Source organism: Mesorhizobium sp. M7A.F.Ca.CA.002.04.1.1 (assembly GCF_004022805.1).
In the GTDB taxonomy this organism is placed as follows: Bacteria; Pseudomonadota; Alphaproteobacteria; order Rhizobiales; family Rhizobiaceae; genus Mesorhizobium; species Mesorhizobium ciceri.
The window spans coordinates 1-2,055 of the sequence record NZ_RZPL01000886.1 but is presented as its reverse complement, the minus strand read 5'-3'; the positions used below and the strand labels follow the sequence as shown (position 1 = coordinate 2,055).

Annotated in this window: 3 protein-coding genes and 1 pseudogene; 2 read left to right on the top strand and 2 right to left on the bottom strand. The window is 63.3% G+C overall.

Going from position 1 to position 2,055, the window contains the following annotated elements:
• Positions 1-257 (top strand): GNAT family N-acetyltransferase (locus ENZ75_RS29955; RefSeq protein WP_164888119.1); only part of this gene is annotated, 257 nt, incomplete at its 5' end.
• A 47-nt stretch (positions 258-304) separates the two neighbouring features.
• Here the strand turns inward: ENZ75_RS29955 and ENZ75_RS29950 are convergent.
• The gene (locus ENZ75_RS29950) at positions 305-1,306 is read right to left on the bottom strand and encodes a D-glycerate dehydrogenase (protein ID WP_013527881.1); all 1,002 of its coding nucleotides are present in this window, start codon (positions 1,304-1,306) and stop codon (positions 305-307) included.
• Positions 1,307-1,693: 387 nt separating this feature from the next.
• Positions 1,694-1,789 (bottom strand): annotated as a pseudogene (locus ENZ75_RS29945) (SH3 domain-containing protein); the annotation flags it as partial.
• A gap of 2 nt (positions 1,790-1,791) precedes the next feature.
• Between ENZ75_RS29945 and ENZ75_RS29940 the strand changes: the two are divergent.
• Positions 1,792-2,055, top strand: a 264-nt coding sequence (locus ENZ75_RS29940) for an SH3 domain-containing protein (RefSeq protein WP_245481296.1), incomplete at its 3' end; no start/stop codon positions are given.

Here is a 2,055-nt window from a genome sequence, read left to right as displayed (position 1 = left end):
AGGTGGCAGAGTTCTATGTCGGCAAGCTCGCCGTGGCGCCGGACTGCCAGGGACAAGGCATCGGCCGGCGGCTGATGCAGGCGGTCGAAGACCTTGCCCGCGGCCGCGGCAAGGCCGCCATCGAGCTTCAGACGCGGATCGAGTTGACCGCGAACCACGCGGCCTTTGCTCGCCTCGGCTTTCGCGAAACTGGACGGACGGCGCATGACGGCTATGCCAGGCCGACCTCGATCACCATGCGCAAAGCTCTCCCGTAAGTCTTATCTTACGGTTTGTGGGCCACGGATATCGCACCGCGACAGTGTCAGGTCCTGAGCGGCAGCACGCGGTCTGGTGGGCGGTGGCCGTCAACGAAGGCGCGGATGTTGATGATGACCTTTTCACCCATGTCGATACGGCCCTCGAGCGTCGCCGAGCCCATATGCGGCAAAAGCACGACCTTGTTCTTGGCCGCGAGCTTCAGCAGCTTGCCGTTCAAGGCCGGCTCGTGCTCGTAGACATCGAGGCCGGCGCCGGCGATCTTGCCGTCCTGGATCAGCTTGACCAGTGCTTCCTCGTCGATGATGTCGCCGCGCGCGGTGTTGACGACATAGGCGGTGGGCTGCAGTAGCGCCAGCCGCCGCGCCGAAAGCAGATGGAAGGTTGCCGGCGTCGAGGGACAGTTGACCGAGATGATATCCATGCGGGCCAGCATCTGGTCGAGGCTTTCCCAATAGGTCGCCTCCAGCCCGTCTTCCACGGCCGGCAGCACGCGGTGGCGGTTGTGATAGTGGATCGACAGTCCGAAGGCCTTGGCCCGCCTGGCTACGGCCGTGCCGATCCGCCCCATGCCGACAATGCCGAGCCGCTTGCCCCAGATGCGCCGGCCCAGCATCCAGGTCGGCGACCAGCCGGCCCATTTCTTGTCGCCGGTGAGCACATTGGCGCCTTCCGCGAGCCGCCGCGGCACCGCCAGCATCAGCGCCATCGTCATGTCGGCGGTGTCTTCGGTCAGGACATTCGGCGTGTTGGTGACGGTGATGCCCCTCTTGGCCGCAGCCGCGACATCGATCTTGTCGACGCCGTTGCCAAAATTGGCGATCAGCTTGAGGTTGTCGCCTGCCTGAGCGATCAGCGCCGCGTCGATATTGTCGGTAATGGTCGGCACCAGAACGTCGGCTTCCTTGACCGCCGCGACCAGTTCCGGCTGCGTCATCGGCCGGTCCTCGACATTCAGCCTTGCGTCGAACAGTTCGCGCATGCGGGTCTCGACCGGGTCGGGCAGCTTGCGCGTGATGACGACGAGAGGCCTTTTTTTGCCTGCCATTGTTTCCCTCTCGAGTATTTGCCGCAATTCCGAACGCAAAACCGCTTCACAGGTTTGCTGGAATTGCTCTAACCCGATCTCGTTGAGACCTCTTTAACCAAGACCGGCGAAACTGAAAGCCGGTCGCGGTGCCGATTACCCATGTAACAAGCGGTGCCGCCGAAGACAAAGAAAAAGGGGCGCCGAGGCAAGCGCCGAAAGGAATGAAAGTGTCTGGTTTCGCGTCGCTTCGCCTGGCCCTCAGTGCAGCATTTTTCGGCGCTCTGCTTTATTCTCCGCTTACGGCGGCACAGAGTGCGGCTGCACCTGCCCAGAGCGTCGTCACGCTCGGGCCGAGCGGCCTGCCGCTGCCGCGATTCGTCAGCCTGAAATCCGGCCGCGTCAACTCGCGCGTCGGCCCCGGCGCCATGTGTCGAATTCCTGGATGATCTCCATCGGCAGGCCGGCCTTCATGTACATCCAGTCGACCGAGTAGTTGGCGCCGCGTGCGCGATGCCGATGGTTCGGAAGGCTGGATCAACCAGTCGCTGCTTTCCGGCCGACGCACGGCAATCGTCGCACCATGGCAGCGTGGCAAGGGCACCCGGATCAATCTTCTCAACAGCCCCGACAAGGATGCAAGGGTGGTCGCGATGATCGAACCTGGCGTCATGGGTACGATCAAATCCTGCGACGGCCAGTGGTGCGAAATGACGTTCGACGGCCACACCGGCTGGCTTGCCCAGTCGGTCGTCTGGGGCGCCTATCCC